Annotated in this window: 12 protein-coding genes, 1 tRNA gene and 1 pseudogene; 9 read left to right on the top strand and 5 right to left on the bottom strand. The window is 68.1% G+C overall.

The window, feature by feature from the left end:
* Window positions 1–419: 419 nt before the first annotated feature.
* Both U9983_RS20205 and U9983_RS20200 read left to right on the top strand, forming a co-directional pair.
* Entirely contained in the window at window positions 420–626 is a 207-nt protein-coding gene (locus tag U9983_RS20205) for a hypothetical protein (protein ID WP_322755535.1), read from the top strand.
* A gap of 6 nt (window positions 627–632) precedes the next feature.
* The gene (locus U9983_RS20200; RefSeq protein ID WP_322755534.1) at window positions 633–815 is read left to right on the top strand and encodes a hypothetical protein; all 183 of its coding nucleotides are present in this window, start codon (window positions 633–635) and stop codon (window positions 813–815) included.
* A 315-nt stretch (window positions 816–1,130) separates the two neighbouring features.
* On the opposite strand, the gene U9983_RS20195 is transcribed toward U9983_RS20200, so the two are convergent.
* The gene (locus U9983_RS20195; RefSeq protein ID WP_416211459.1) at window positions 1,131–2,291 is read right to left on the bottom strand and encodes an ATP-binding protein; all 1,161 of its coding nucleotides are present in this window, start codon (window positions 2,289–2,291) and stop codon (window positions 1,131–1,133) included.
* A gap of 166 nt (window positions 2,292–2,457) precedes the next feature.
* On the opposite strand from U9983_RS20195, the gene U9983_RS20190 reads away from it, so the two are divergent.
* Window positions 2,458–3,183, top strand: coding sequence for a hypothetical protein (locus tag U9983_RS20190; protein WP_322755532.1), 726 nt, complete (start codon window positions 2,458–2,460; stop codon window positions 3,181–3,183).
* Window positions 3,153–3,783: pseudogene (locus tag U9983_RS20185) on the top strand (site-specific integrase); the annotation flags it as partial. The gene U9983_RS20190 and the pseudogene U9983_RS20185, both read left to right, overlap by 31 nt.
* A gap of 53 nt (window positions 3,784–3,836) precedes the next feature.
* On the opposite strand, the gene U9983_RS20180 reads toward U9983_RS20185, so the two are convergent.
* Window positions 3,837–3,912 (bottom strand) — tRNA-Arg (locus tag U9983_RS20180).
* A 457-nt stretch (window positions 3,913–4,369) separates the two neighbouring features.
* Between U9983_RS20180 and ssb the strand changes: the two genes are divergently transcribed.
* From ssb to U9983_RS20160, 4 genes are all read left to right on the top strand, one after another.
* On the top strand, window positions 4,370–5,089 hold the full coding sequence (ssb, locus tag U9983_RS20175) for a single-stranded DNA-binding protein (protein WP_322755531.1): 720 nt from the start codon (window positions 4,370–4,372) through the stop codon (window positions 5,087–5,089).
* A gap of 270 nt (window positions 5,090–5,359) precedes the next feature.
* Window positions 5,360–7,366, top strand: coding sequence for a hypothetical protein (locus tag U9983_RS20170; RefSeq protein ID WP_322755530.1), 2,007 nt, complete (start codon window positions 5,360–5,362; stop codon window positions 7,364–7,366).
* 328 nt (window positions 7,367–7,694) lie between these two features.
* Window positions 7,695–9,377 carry an energy-dependent translational throttle protein EttA gene (gene ettA, locus U9983_RS20165; RefSeq protein ID WP_322755529.1) on the top strand — a complete coding sequence of 561 codons (1,683 nt, stop codon included), beginning with the start codon at window positions 7,695–7,697 and terminating at the stop codon, window positions 9,375–9,377.
* Window positions 9,378–9,399: 22 nt separating this feature from the next.
* Window positions 9,400–9,723, top strand: a complete 324-nt coding sequence (locus tag U9983_RS20160) for a YciI family protein (RefSeq protein WP_322755528.1) — start codon at window positions 9,400–9,402, stop codon at window positions 9,721–9,723.
* Window positions 9,724–9,753: 30 nt separating this feature from the next.
* Here U9983_RS20160 and U9983_RS20155 read toward each other — a convergent pair whose 3' ends face one another.
* Window positions 9,754–10,167: a globin gene (locus tag U9983_RS20155; protein WP_322755539.1), complete on the bottom strand. Its 414-nt coding sequence runs from the start codon at window positions 10,165–10,167 to the stop codon at window positions 9,754–9,756.
* 56 nt (window positions 10,168–10,223) lie between these two features.
* On the bottom strand, window positions 10,224–11,843 hold the full coding sequence (locus tag U9983_RS20150) for a glycoside hydrolase family 13 protein (RefSeq protein WP_322755538.1): 1,620 nt from the start codon (window positions 11,841–11,843) through the stop codon (window positions 10,224–10,226).
* 121 nt (window positions 11,844–11,964) lie between these two features.
* Here U9983_RS20150 and U9983_RS20145 point away from each other — a divergent pair, with 121 nt between their 5' ends.
* Window positions 11,965–13,338 (top strand): GAF domain-containing SpoIIE family protein phosphatase, encoded by a 1,374-nt coding sequence (locus U9983_RS20145; RefSeq protein WP_322755527.1) that lies wholly within the window; start codon window positions 11,965–11,967, stop codon window positions 13,336–13,338.
* Between the two features lie 67 nt (window positions 13,339–13,405).
* Here the strand turns inward: U9983_RS20145 and U9983_RS20140 are convergent, their stop codons facing one another.
* Window positions 13,406–13,921 (bottom strand): HNH endonuclease, encoded by a 516-nt coding sequence (locus U9983_RS20140; protein WP_322748376.1) that lies wholly within the window; start codon window positions 13,919–13,921, stop codon window positions 13,406–13,408.
* Between the last annotated feature and the right edge of the window lie 254 nt (window positions 13,922–14,175).

Below are 14,175 nucleotides of genomic sequence, written 5' to 3'. Positions count from 1 at the left end.
AGACAGCAGTACGGCAGTGCCCGCGCTTTGCCCTACCAGGAGGACGACGGAGCCGCCGGCAAGAAGGAGTACCAGCGGCACGGCGACCGACCAGCGTACCCGGCGCGCGGCCAGCCGGGACAATATCCACCGGATCCGGTCTTCCCCCTCGGTGCGTGGCACTGTCGTCTCCCCATCAGGAATGACCGAACTCTCGGCCGGATGTCGGCGCACGCCCAACTTTCCGCGCGTTCCTGGTCGATGGCAATGCCCGGCCGGGCGGATGGTGGGGTGGGTCAGCCCCCGGCCCACGGAAAGTGCAGGTCACGGGTGTTCCCGCGCGTTCGGAGAACCCTCGTGGAGGGGGAAACATGGTTCGCGGGGCCCATAGTCGACTCCATCGACCACCGCGAACAATCCCAATGACACAACAATCCCCGGTGCACACAACCGAAACCCGCTGGCCCTGGGTCGTGGGACCACGGAACGAGGAGAGGCTCGCCATGGCGAAAATCGTCGTCAATCCCGAGGTGCTCAGCGCGCTCCAGACCACCTTCACCAACCAGAGCCTCGCCGCGCTGGTCCAGACCGGCACGGATGTGCAGACGGCTCTGCGGAATGCACTTCTTGCGGACCAGCAGGCGTAGCCGGCCATGTTGAGTCCGGCCGAGCTGGCGGCCCTCGGTCAGCTCGAAGAGCGGATCCGGGGCTGGGTCACCGAGCACGGTGACGATCTGATCGAGTGGGCCACCGGCCCGATCAACCTGCCGGCGCCGGGCAGCCCGATGTGGCGCGAGACCGCGCGACTGTTCTCCAGCCTGGGCGCGAGGTTCTGACCAGAAGTTCGACAGGACGGGGTGCTGAGATGAGCTACGGCGCCGACGGTGGGTCGCGGATCGAGGTCGACCCCACGGAGCTGCTGCGGTTGGCCGCCGACCAGCAGCCACCCAGGCGCACCGCGGCGTTGTAGGCGGCAGCGGATCCTCCTGCCTGTGGCGTGCAGCCCGGCAGCGCGCCCGAGCTCGGAAGCGCTCAGAAGCTACTCTCTTCAGAGCTTGCTTCCGAGCCGTAAGTCTGATTCTTTCGATCCCGGTGTCCGCCCCTGGACGCGTCGGCGGTGGCTGTGTGACCTGCCAGTGCTGCCGGGCCGGCTACAGGGAGCGGAAGTAGCGGCGCTTCGGGTCTCGCGGGCCGGCGCCGACCTCACGGACGAGTCCGCGGTCGACCAGTTTGATGAGCCTGGTCCTCGTCGCGCGGGTGGACAGGCCGATGGCGTTGGCGATTGCGCTGGTGAGCGCGCCGTCGGTCGGGATGGCGGTGAGGATCGCCCGGTCCTTGGCGTCCAGGGTCGGCAGCTGGACACGCTGGGTCCACAGCGTGACGCGGAACCGGGTGCCGAGCTCTTCGAGGTCTGGCGGGGGAAGTCCCGCGTCCAGGCATGCGGTGGTCATTCGTTGGATGCCGCTGCCCCACTGCTCGATCAGCCCCAGTGAATTGAAGACCCGGCCGATGACCCGGTTGCGCAGTTTGGACACTCCGCGACGGATATCGTCGACCGTCAGTCCGAACTGCAGCAGGCCGGGGTTCTCCACTTCGAGGCGGTCGTCGAAGACCGCGATGCGGATGGGCGCGCCGCGCTGCCGGTAGTCGGCGTGTGCCACCGCGTTGACGACCGCTTCCCGGACCGCGACCGGAGGCAGGTTCCACCGGTCTGTTCGCAGGACAGGGCCGATGTCGATGCCGTGCAGACTGTGCTTACGCACGAACCCGAGCGCGTCTTCCACCGCGAGTACCAGGTTGGATCGGATCTCTGCCTGGTCGACGATCTGGGACTTGTCGGTGCCGAGGAACTGTCCGGCCTGGATCCAGGCATCGGGGAAAAGCCGGGCACGGTCCTGGTCACGGCCGAACAGCAGCAGGCCGCCGACGGTCGGGACGAGCCGTCCTTGGTGGGCCGTCACCAGTCTGAGGGTCTCCAGGTCGGCGGGGCGTAGCTTTCGGAGCTGGCTGAACGCCTCGGCAGCCGCCGGGAAGTCGATCGCGTCCGAGCCCAGTTCCGGCGTTGCCTGTTCGTCGTAGACTTCGCCCCGTGCGTAGCGGCGCAGTTCTTCGACCAGGTCGGAGTCGGCCCGTCGATTGGTTGAACCGACCCGCACGTAGACGCCGCTCTCCGGGCCCTCCTGGCTGACATGATGCGGCCGGGACGGGCTCGGGTAGACCTCCACCGCGACAAGCTGGGTGCCGCGCCACGGCACGATCTCGATGTCGGGAACCATACGGGGCGCGATCGCGTCGCTGATCAGATTCGCCAGTCGTTCTTCGAGTCTGAAGGGAAATCTCGTCCGGGGTCGGCCCTACCACCAGTGGTGTTCCGGTCGCCGGCCATCGTCCCGGGGTGCCCGGTCTGGTGGGATGAACGGGTGACCAGGGGCGCTGACCTGACGGTACTGGCGAACGCGTTGCGGCGGGACCGGCGTCGTGATCCGCGCGCGGGTCGGCGTGAGTATTCCCAGGCTGCGCTGGAGCTGGCTGATTGTTGTGAGCGGTTGCTGGCGGACGGGAACGCGGGGTGCTGTGGTGCCGGCGTTGCGCAAGGCGGTGGACCGGATGACCAGCGCCCTGATGTACATGGACGACTCGTCGGGGATCGTCGGCACGGACCTGCGCCACATGATGAGCCTGTACGCCCGTGCCTGTGTGGATGCCCCGCCGGATCAGGCGGGGCTCGCGCGCTGGTTGGCGGCGCTGTCGTTCGACGGGCCGGGCTGGCCGGAGATCCGGCTGGCCGAGTTGGTGCCCGCGCTGGGCGCCAGGGGTCTGTCCGAGCTGAGCGCCGAGGTGGCGCGGCGCTCAGCCGCCGCTGAGCCGGGGTCCTGGGGCCAGCTGGTCGCGGCCCGCGACCTGCGGGAGCAACTTGCCGAGGTGTCCGGTGACGTTGATCGACATGTTGCCATCCTCGCCGAGAACCTCAACAGCGCCAGGCAGTACCAGCGGATCGTCGTGGCCTTGCGGGACACCGGTCGTCCCGCAGAGGCGATCGACTGGGCCCGCCGCGGTCTCGCCGAGCACGATGGTGGGCCGCAGGGCGATCGCCTCGGTGACCTGCTGGTCGACATGGAGATCGACGTCGGTGAGCTGGAGGCCGCTGTCGCCCTGCGCAGGGATGCCTTCGAACGCCGCCCCACGGGGTCGACCGGGGCCTGACCGTCGACCAGGCACACAAGCTTCTCGACGCGGCGGCCGGCGATCGGCTCTACGCGCTGCTGGTCCTGGCGCTGTTCCTTGGCATGCGTAGCGGGGAACTCCTCGGTCTCCAGCGGTCGGACATTGACACGGCCCGGGAGACTCTGACCGTTCGTCACACACTTCTGCGGGTCGGCGGGGAACTGCGACTATGCCCGCCGAAGACGGAGGACTCCGAACGGACGCTGCCGCTGCTGGGCCTGGTCGCGGATGCGCTCGCGGAACATCGCAAGCTCCAGCGCGCCGAGCGTGCGGCGGCCGGTGAACGATGGGTCACGACCGATCACGTGTTCACGACGAAGATCGGGACACCGATCGAACCCGACAACCTGCGGCGGTTCTGGCTGCCGCTACGGTGCGCGGTCGGTCTCGATGGCGTGGTGTTTCACGGGTTGCGCCACACTATTGCTGGATCTTGGTGTGCCACCGCACATCGTGCGGGACATCGCGGGCCACTCGGCGATCGAGGTCACGATGACGATCTACGCGCATGCGTCGATGGGGGAGAAGCGGCGTGCACTGGGCAAGCTCGACACCCACCTGACCGACCCCCGACCCTGACGGCCGTTGCTGCAAAACGCCTCTGCCAGCAAGATCGGCAGGGGTGTTTTGGCTGGTGCGCCCGGCAGGGATCGAACCTGCGACCAAGTGCTTAGAAGGCACTTGCTCTATCCGCTGAGCTACGGGCGCTTACCGCCTATTGTGCGGGTCTCCTGGCATGAACGCGCAGCGCGGTTCGCACCTGGCCGGCGGAGGAATAATCGATCATTTCGCGCCCCGTGTCAACCAGCTGCCGGCATGTCCGAGCCTGATGAACCGGGTCTCGCGCCGTCCCCCGGTGCCAACCCGACGCGGTCAGCTGGTCGCATGCCTCGCCACGCCCCGATACTCGGATGACCTTGTGACGCTTGGTCAAAAAATCCAGAATGGCATATTTTGTACTGATCGTGCATCCCGCAGTGTCGCTGCTGTGGACAGCTGCGCGGCTTTCCACAGCGGACCGCGGTGACGTGCCGGACCGGTCGGCGACGGTCACAGTGTGACGTGGGACGAGACAGCGGACGGTCTCGCCGGGTTTCTCAGGGCTGGCGACCCTTCGGGACCGTCCGTCACGGAAGCAGGCCAGTATCCATATCCGGGAGGAACCATGATCGAAGCATCGGTCACGCTGCTCGGCAACCTCGTCGATGACCCTGACGTGCGATGCACGGCGAACGGGAACTTCGTCTGCTCCCTGCGCATGGCCAGCACGTCGCGCCGGTTCGACCGCTCGCAGAACCGCTGGGTGGATGGCCACACCGTATTCGTGACCGTCACCTGCTGGCGGCACCTGGCGGAGAACGTCGGAGCGTCGCTGCACAAGGGCGACAGGACGCTCGTGGTCGGGCGGCTGCGGCAGAGGTCTTTCGAGACCCAGGACGGCGGCCGCCGGGTCGTCTACGAAGTGGATGCCGATGCGGTCGCTGTCGACCTGACCCGCCAGTCGGCCAAGGTCCGGCGGGTGGTCCGCTCGAACCGGGAAGCCACGGAGGTCATGGACGTCACCGAGGTCACGGAGGCAGTCGAGGCTATGGAGGCAGACGAGGCTATGGAGGTCACGGACGCCATGGGCGCGGTGGAGGTCGTGGACGCCACCGAAGGCGAAGGAAGTGCGGTGGGCTCCGAGCCCCTCGCCGGCAATGGCATGACCGGTGTGCACAATGGCCAGACCGGCGTCGGAACCGGCTCCGGGTACCGTGACGGGGGTTTCACCCATGCAGGCGCGGACGAGCTGCTCGGCGAGTCGATACCAGGCGATCTACCAGGGGCGCCGGGGTCTGAGCGCCGACCCCCCGGCGTCCCGGCCCAGCGTCCGGCGACGGTGTGATGGCACGGTAGTCGGCGGCTTGCGGGTGGCTGTCGGCACAGGCGCCGCCCGGTTGCGAAACGGTCATGAGACGGGTGGATGCCCGGTCCCACCCGGACCTGTGGGTAGCGTCAGTCCGTGACCAGCGCGCGGGGTGCCGATATACCGACGCCCATCCGGGTACCGCGTGGGCGCGTGGACGGGCCCACGGCACCCGGCGATGCGTCAGAACCACGATCGCATCGCCTTTGGCCCTCTAGCCGGAGCCGGTCAGATGACCGCCTCGACCCGTTGCCCGAGCCCGTGCTCGACCGGCTCGGTGACCCACGACCGTCGTGGCGCCGACCGTTGGTGGTACTGCGGTCACGGCTGGCCGCGGTGTCTCGGCCCGGATGGACAGTGGCGGCCGCGGCCGTGCTCAGCGCGCTTGCGGCTGTCCTGATCAATCACTATCTGTTTCCGTATCTGTCGATCAACAACGACGAGGCCCTCTACCGGCTGCAGGCCCAGACACTGGCGGGCGGCCATCTGTTTCCGTCGGCGTCGACGCCGGCGCAGTCCTACGCACCGTGGCTGGCGGCGGTCGTCGACGGCCACTACGTCCTGAAGTACACCCCGGTGGTTGCCGGGCTGTTCGCGTTGAGCCTCGTGCTCACCGGCGGGACCGTCGCGGGACTCGCCATTGTCGCCGCCGCCGCGGTTGTGGCGACCTACCACGCCGGAATCGAGTTGCTGGGCGATCGGCGGGCCGCCGCGGTCGCAGCCTGGCTGCTGGCACTGTCGCCGCTGGTCATTCTGCACAGCGCGATGATGTTGTCCTATCTGCCGGTCCTTGTGCTGTATGAGTGCGTGCTTGTCGGGTTGCTGCGAGGGCTGCGAACCGGTCGTGGGGCGCCGCTTGTCGCGGCAGGGCTGGCGCTGGGGTTGGCGATGGCGGTGCGCCCGTACGACACGGCCCTGGTGCTCGGCCCGCTTGCGGTGTGGGCTGTGCACCAGGGCGCCCGCGGACAGTGGTGGTGGCTGCTGCGTTGGGTCGGGGTAGGGCTGATCGTCCCGGTCGCCGCGTTGCTCAGCTACAACGCGGCGGCAACGGGCAGTCCGTTCACACTGCCGTTTGCGCTGCTTGAGCCCGACGACAAGCTGGGCTTCGGGGATCGCCGCCTGTTTCCCACCGATCCTGCGCACCGCTTCGGGCCGGTTGAAGGGCTCGTCTCCATCGGTGACCATCTCTGGTTTCTCGGTATCTGGGCGTGCGGTGGCGTGTTCCTGGCAGCACTGTCGGTCGCGGCGGTCGTCCGCCGTCGACTGTCCGGGCCGGCCCTCGCGGTCGGGGTCGGGGCAGTTCTGTTGATTCTTGGGTACATCGTGTTCTGGGGAGCCTGGAACGCGGCCGAACTGTGGGGTGGCATCCGCTATGTCGGTCCTTTCTACCTCATGCCCGTACTCATCCCACTGGTCTTTTTCGGAGCTCGGGGGCTCGTCGACCTCGCCGTCGCGCGGCCATGGGCAGGCGGGCTCACCGCTGCTGCCTGTCTGGGGCTGAGTACCGTTGTGCTCGTCTTCGCGGTGGGGGCCAACGTGTCCTTCACCCGACGTGATCGCAATTTGACAAACATGATCACAGCTCAACCCGGGCGAGTACTGGTCATCGTGTCGGCCGACCCGGCGTTCCTCATGCACCCCACGTCGGTGGTGGCCAACTCGCCCGCGATGGACGGCCGGGTGTTGTATGCGGTATCACGAGGCCGCGCCGACTTCACCGTTCTCGCCGATCATCCGGATCGATCACCGTACCTGCTTCGGTTGCCCGACGGATACAACCGGACACTTGAGTCACCGTCGGCTGCGCGGTTGGAACGGCTGCGGGTCGTCGACGGGCTGAGCATCGGTGTCGATGTGCGTGCATCGGTTCCGGCCGGGGCTCGCGCGGCCCGGTTGGAGGTGATCTCTGACGGACGTCGAGCGTCCTACTCACTGGACCCGGCCGGGCCGGTGACCGCTACGCTCACCATCAGCCCCGACAGGGTGGACGTGGCCGGCATCGGTTCCGCTTCCACGATCAGTGCTGTACCTGCGGCGGGTGTACCTACGGCAGGCGTGTTGGCGAAAATGGATCATTCGGTGATATTGGCGTTGTTCTACACGCCGGCGTCTGGTGGCGGTGAGCGGTTTCTCGACCGCCAGGATCTCCCGGTCCGCGTCGATGCCGGGACCGGCGTCAGCGTTGTCGCCCCGGACGGCCAGGTTGGGGCGGTGGGTTCGGGGCTCGCGCCAGCCATCCGGCTGAGCGTTGGTTGACCCCTGATGTCCAGCGGGCCACAAGGCGTGCGGTGATCGTCAGATCGCGCGCCCGGAGGCCGCAGTCCCCAGCGGGCCAAAGGGCGTGCAATGATCGTCAGATCGCGCGCCCGGAGGCCGCAGTCCCCGGAGCATTCGTGGGAAAGAGACTCACGGGACATGGTCGGGGAGTCGGCTCGTACCCTGGTGTGTCGCTCCCGGGTGCATGTCGATCAGCGTCCCGAGGAGTTCCCAATCGCAGCCTGACCCGCATCGCAGCCTGACCCATATCGCCTGACCCGTATCGCCGCCTGACGTATCAGGCTGCCCGACTCATAAGGTTGACCGCATGGCGCAGTACGTCTTCCAGATGCGCAAGGTGCGCAAAGCCCACGGTGAAAAGGTCGTCCTCGACGATGTCACCCTGTCGTTCCTGCCTGGCGCGAAGATCGGTGTCGTCGGTCCCAACGGCTCGGGCAAGTCGTCGCTGCTGAAGATCATGGCCGGTCTTGACCAGCCCAGCAACGGAGACGCGACGTTGAGCCCCGGTTTCACCGTCGGCATGCTCGCGCAGGAACCGCGGCTGGACGAGGACAAGGACGTTCGCGGCAACGTGGAGGACGGGGTCCGGGAGATCCGTGGGGTCCTCGCGCGGTACGAGGAGATCAACGAGAAGATGGCCGCACCCGACGCGGACTTCGACGTGCTCCTGGCCGAGCAGGCGGCACTCATCGACAAGATCGAGACGGTGAACGCCTGGGAGCTCGACAGCCAACTCGATCAGGCGATGGACGCGTTGCGGCTGCCGCCGGGTGATGCCGAGGTGACCAGGCTCTCCGGTGGGGAGCGCCGGCGTGTCGCTCTGTGCAAGCTCCTCCTGGAGGCTCCTGACCTGCTGCTGCTGGACGAGCCCACCAACCACCTGGACGCGGAGAGCGTCGCCTGGCTGGAGCAGCACCTGGCGCGCTATGCCGGAGCGGTACTCGCGGTCACCCACGACCGCTACTTCCTCGACAACGTCGCCGGCTGGATCCTCGAGCTCGACCGCGGTCACGCCTACCCCTACGAGGGCAACTACACGACGTACCTGGAGACGAAGGCCGCCCGCCTCAAGGTCGAAGGTGGCAAGGACGCAAAGCGCAAGCGCGTCCTCGCGCAGGAGCTGGAGTGGGTGCGTTCGAACCCGAAGGCCCGCCAGGCCAAGAGCAAGGCCCGCCTCGCCCGCTATGAGGAACTGGCCGCGGAGGCGGACAAGGCGCGTCCCCGCGACTTCGAGGAGATCCAGATCCCACCGGGTCCGCGGCTGGGTAGCGTCGTGATCGAGGCGAAGAAACTCCGTAAGGGTTTCGGCGACCGGGTCCTCATCGACGACCTGTCGTTCTCCCTGCCACGCGGCGGCATCGTCGGCGTGATCGGCCCGAACGGTGTCGGGAAAACCACCTTGTTCACCATGCTGACCGGTGCAGCGGCACCTGACGCCGGCGAGCTGGCCATCGGTGAGACGGTTGACATCGCCTATGTCGACCAGAGCCGCGCGGGCCTCGACCCGAAGAAGAACGTGTGGGAGATCGTCTCCGACGGGCTCGACCACATCATCGTGGGCAAAGTCGATCTGCCGAGCCGGGCGTACGTGTCGGCGTTCGGCTTCAAGGGGCCGGATCAGCAGAAGCCGGTCGGAGTCCTGTCCGGCGGTGAGCGTAACCGGCTGAACCTCGCCCTGACCCTCAAGCGGGGTGGCAACCTCCTGCTGCTGGACGAACCCACCAACGACCTTGACGTTGAGACGCTGCGGTCGCTGGAGGACGCGCTGGGAGAGTTCCCGGGATGCGCGGTTGTGATCTCCCACGACCGGTGGTTCCTGGACCGTGTCACCACCCACACTCTCGCCTGGGAGGGTACGGAGGCCGACCCGGCGCGCTGGTTCTGGTTCGAGGGGAACTTCGCGGACTACGAGGCCAACAAGATCGAACGCCTTGGCGTCGAGGCAGCGCGTCCGCACCGGGTGACCTACCGCAAGCTCACCCGCGAATAGGACTCGACCGTGGGGGAGCGTCATGGCTGCGCTGAACCGTTATGAGCTGGTCGTTCTCAGGCAGGGACGCCCGCATCCGGCGTCCGGTGAGGATGGAGGGTACGACCGGCGGCATGCCGAGCACCTGAAGTATCTGGAGTCGCTGCGGGCTACGGGGTCGCTTGTGCTGTATGGCGGGTCGGACGAACCTGACACGCAGCTGCAGGCGGTGCTGCTGTTCCAGACCGGGTCGCTGGACGAGGCCCGTGCCACTGCCGAGGCGGATCCGCTGGTCCGGGCGGGCTATCTGATGATCGAGGTCATCCCGTTCGTCTCGGGCTTTCGCGCCCCGCACCGGTCCGGCTGAACGGCCCGGCCATTCAGCCGGACCGCCGGCTCATTCGGGGTGGTTGACCAGTGAGTTGGCCGCCATCGTCAGGTAGTCCCACAGCGGCTGCGCATGCTCGGGGGGCAGGTTCAGCTCGTCGACGGCGGCACGCATGCGGATGAGCCAGGCGTCCCGCTGAGCCGGGCCGATCACGAACGGTGCGTGACGCAGCCGCAGTCGGGGGTGACCGCGCTGCTCGCTGTAGGTTGAGGGCCCGCCCCAGTACTGGACGAGGAACATCTGCAGCCGCTCCTGGGCGGCGGAGAGGTCTTCCTCCGGGTAGAGCGGCCGCAGCAACGGGTCTTCGGCGACCCCTGCGTAGAAGTGGGCCACCAGCCGGTGAAACGTCTCCTCGCCGCCGACCGCGTCGTAGAAGGTATCGGTCGGGCGGGCCATCGCCGGTCGCTGAGTCACACCGACCATTCTGCGCGACGGATCGCGGACCGTCGGGGTGATCCGGGGAACGGCACCTGTTCGGGTCATCGCGGCGCGAGCCATGCGGTGGTGTCCGGGGGAAGGGTCAGCGTGACCCCGTCATAGCCGACCGGGCCGCTGGCCAGGATGAGGCGGCCGGGCAGCGCACATGTCGTGTCCCGCTCGGCGGTCGACATCACGCAGGTCAGACCGGCCTGGTCTGGTGCGCCTGGGACCCCTGGGCGGTCGAACGCGAGGCATCCGGGTGCCAGGTCGTCCCGCCAGCGCAACGCTCCGCCTCCGAGGCAGGCAAGCGCGCGGCGCAGCGCCAGCGCGCCACGGGTCAGCACCAGCGTCGACATCGGGTCGGACGCCTGCGCTTGGGCGGTCAGGTCGGCCCAGACATCGGGCTGCGGCAGCCAGGGCGTCACGCCGGCGGCGCTGAACCCGAACGGCTGGGCGTGTTCCGACCACGGCAGTGGCACCCGGGCGCCGTCCCGGCCGGGCCGACTCCGGCCGGACCGCTCCCAAACGGGATCCTGGCGGGCTTCGGGCGGCACGTCCACCTCAGGCAGGCCGAGCTCGTCGCCCTGGTAGAGGAACACCGGCCCGGGCAGGGCGAGCAGGGTGAGCAGCGCCGCACGGGCTCGGCGCAGGCCGATCGCGCCGTCGCCGTAGCGGCTGGCCGGCCGGATCACGTCATGGTTGGACAGCACCCAGGTCGCGGGGGCGCCCACCTCCGCGGTCGCGGCCAGATCCTCGGTGATCGCACTACGCCAGGCCGCGGCCGACCACGGGGCGGCCAGCAGCGAGAACGCGAACGTCAGGTGCAGCTCGTCGGGCCGGACGTAGCGGGCCAGCCGTCGCGGGTCGGCCACCCAGGTCTCCCCGACCAGTGCCCGCGCCGTACCGTCGCGGCGGTCGTAGTCCTCGACGATCGCCCGCCAGCGCTGGTAGATCTCGTGGACGCCGTCCTGGTCCCAGGCGTGGGGCTCGGCCCGCTCCCGGAAGAAGGTGATCGTCTCGCCCGGCGCTGGTGGGTTGTCCGGCAGCAGGTCGTTCTTGACCAGGCCGTGGGTGACGTCGATGCGGAAGCCGTCGACGCCGCGGTCGAGCCAGAAACGGACGGTGGTGTCATGGTCGGCACGCACCTGGGGGTGCCGCCAGTTCCAGTCGGGCTGTTGCGGTGCGAACAGGTGCAGGTACCACTGGCCGTCAGCCACCTGGGTCCAGGCAGGTCCACCGAACACCGACACCCAGTTGTTCGGTGGCTGCGCCGCATTCTCGCCGCGTCCGTCCCGAAAGATGTAGAGGTCACGCTCGGGGGCACCTGCGCCGGCGGCGAGCGCCGCGCGAAAGGCTGGGTGGACGTCGCTGGAGTGGTTCGGGACGAGGTCGACGAGCACCTTCAGGCCATGACGGTGTGCGTCGGTCAGGAGCGCGTCGAAGGTGGCCAGATCACCGAACAACGGGTCGACGTCGCGGTGGTCGGCCACGTCATAGCCGTGATCGGCCATGGGTGACCGGTAGAATGGTGTGATCCAGATTCCGTCCACGCCCAGATCGCGCAGATAGGGCAGGCGGGTGGTGATGCCTGCGAGATCCCCGATCCCGTCGCCGTCGGAGTCGGCGAAGCTGCGGATGTAGACCTCGTACAGGACGGCGTCGAGCCACCAAAGGTGCATGGTTCCATCCAAGTCCCGATCCCTGTCGTCAGGCGTGATATCCGCTAACCGAACTAGACTTCGTCGCGTGGAGGTGGTGACTATACGTTATCGTGCGATTTCGCAAAGCGTGTGTGGCTCGTTGGCTCGGATCCGTCGTGTCCTGGATGGGCGGCGCCGACGTCGCGGGCACGTCCTTCGTCCCCGCAAGCGTGTCGCGCAACGGACGGCGCTCGAGCAGCTCGGATTCCTGTCCGACGCGGGTCTGGCGCTGTCCGGTTCCCTCGTCCCGCAGCGGATCGTCGACATGATCGCATCGCTGGCCGTACCACGGCTCGGTGACGGGGCCATGGTCTTTCTCCGCGACGGCGACGAGATAGGCATCGGCGCGATCGTGCACCGCAACGGCCGGGTCGCGGAGGTCCTGCGCGGCGCCGTCGCCACCGAGCAGCCCAGCCTGGACAACGACTACGCGCCCGGCCTGGTGCTGCGTACCGGACAGACCTGGTACACCCCCTACCTGACCGACGACCTTGCGGCGCGGCTGCCGATCCGGGCTGGGGCCGACAGCCTGTACCACCAGCTCCTGAAGGGACCGTCGATCACCGTGCCGATGCCGGGCCGCGGTCGGGTACTCGGTGCGGTCATGCTCATCCGCGAGTCGGGCACGTACACACCCGTCGAGATCAGCCTCGCCGAGCACCTGGCTCGTCGGGGGGCAGTCGCCCTTGACAACGCCCAGCGCTACAGCGCCGAGCAGGAGTGCGCGCTCACCCTGCAGCGTTCGCTGTTGCCGGCGGACCCGCCGGCCCTGCGTGGGGTGGAGATCGCGGTGGAATACCGTCCCGGCACGGCCGGGACCGAGGTCGGCGGCGACTTCTACGATGTGATCCCGCTATCGGATGGTCGGGTGGGGATCGCGATCGGTGACGTCATGGGACGAGGTCTGCAGGCGGCCGCGGTGATGGGCCAGCTTCGGGCGGCGCTGCGGGCGTATGCCCTGGAGGACTGGGCGCCGGCCGAGCTGCTGTCCCGGCTCGACCGGGTTGTCGACGCCCTTCCCGGGCTGCACCTGGCTACCTGCATGTATGTCGTCTACGACCCCAGGACCCGCCGGGCGACCGTGTCGAACGCCGGTCATCTGCCGCCGTTGCTGGTCATGCCCGACGAGGAGCCGGACTACCTGGTGCTCGATCCGGGCCTGCCACTGGGAGTCGGTGATATCGAAGTGTTCTCGGAGACTTCGCTGGAGCTCCCACCAGGCTCCGGAATCGTTCTTTACACCGACGGCCTGGTCGAGTCCCGACGGCACCCGCTCCAGGACGGCATGGACCGGCTGCGTCGCGGTCTCGCCAGCGCGACGGACGACGTGGTGCCAGCAGGTCCGGCAGGTCCGGCAGGTCCGGCGGTGTCGCAGCCTGTCCCGGCCCGGGTGCTGCTGCGGCGCTGCCTGACCGCTTCCGGGCTGGCCGTGCAGACCGACGACGACACCGCCCTGCTGGTGATGACCACCTGACCCTTCCGGCTGGCGCCGGTGAATCGTGGGCAGGCGGACCACAGGCGGGTGGGCGACGCCTCCGGGGTCAGGCGGATGCGGCTTCGTCACCGTCCGAGCTGAGATAGCGCGACCAGCGCGGGTCCATCCGCCGGCTGCCCAGAATGCGCCAAGCGGCTCCGCTCGGCGCTCTGGGAGCCGTGCGAAGCCGCCAGCCAAGATCGGCTACAGCCCGGTCTGCTTTCAGATGATTGCAGCGGCCGCAGGCCGCCACCACGTTCTCCCATACATGCGCGCCCCCGCGGGAGCGGGGGATGACGTGATCCAGCGACGTCGCCGGCGCACCGCAGTAGACGCAGCGGTGATGGTCGCGCGCCAGCACTCCCTTGCGGGTGAGTGGCACCTGGGATCGGTACGGCACCCGGACGAATCGGGCCAACCGCACCACCACGGGTACCTCGACCGCATATGTCGCCGAGTGGAGAACCCGATCTCCGGCCTCGACCATGACTGCCTTCTCGGTGAGCACGAGCACCAGCGCACGCCTCTGTGAGACCACGCATAACGGTTCATACGTGGCATTGAGAACCAGCGCTTCTGTCACGCGCCGACCTCCTCGCCCTACCGGGTGGCGGCCGTCACAAGCTCGCCACCGGTGACACTGAGACAGTCAACCGCCTTCAGAGCTCGAATGCGAGCGGGTTTGCGATTGTCGTCGGGTAATCGTTGACACACTGTGCAACTTTGCTCACGTCCGAGCCACTTTACGCGCCTGTTCGTTGACTATACGTCATTCCCTGGCACCAACCCATCGCTCCGCGGCTGCGGCCCATCGGTAAGACTGGGCACCGCGTGGTG

Origin of the sequence: Protofrankia sp. Cas3 (assembly GCF_963555955.1) — a bacterium.
GTDB lineage: Bacteria > Actinomycetota > Actinomycetes > Frankiales > Frankiaceae > Protofrankia.
Note: the sequence above shows the minus strand (reverse complement) of the source record. Positions and strands in the feature narration are given on the sequence as shown.